Source organism: Pseudoalteromonas sp. SG45-5, from assembly GCF_014164085.1.
GTDB classification, from domain to species: Bacteria; Pseudomonadota; Gammaproteobacteria; order Enterobacterales; family Alteromonadaceae; genus Pseudoalteromonas; species Pseudoalteromonas aliena.
Window position 1 is genome coordinate 1 of sequence record NZ_JACJEM010000191.1, and the last position, 280, is coordinate 280.

At 38.2% G+C, this 280-nt stretch carries 1 pseudogene; it reads right to left on the bottom strand.

The window, feature by feature from the left end:
* A pseudogene (locus H5119_RS20250) lies at positions 1-280 on the bottom strand (IS982 family transposase); the annotation flags it as partial.

The following is a 280-nucleotide window of genomic DNA, read 5'->3' on the forward strand; positions in this document are numbered from 1 at the left end:
GTGGGTTTACCTTTAAGTGAAGTGAAATAGGCACACATTGGCACAATTACTCTCGGCATAACGGCTAGAAATCGTGTGTAACTGAGTAAGTTAGGAAATTCACTTTTGTACATAAGTGATACATAACCAAGGTAGTAGTTTTTGAAATCACGATGATGTGACATGTGAAAACTAATAACAATAGTCATAATTTCACTGGTCGTCATACGCCCTGCTCGCTGACGTTTTTGGGTGCCATCTTCGAGTAATTGTTTTTTCCATTGGGGTATAAATACTTTGC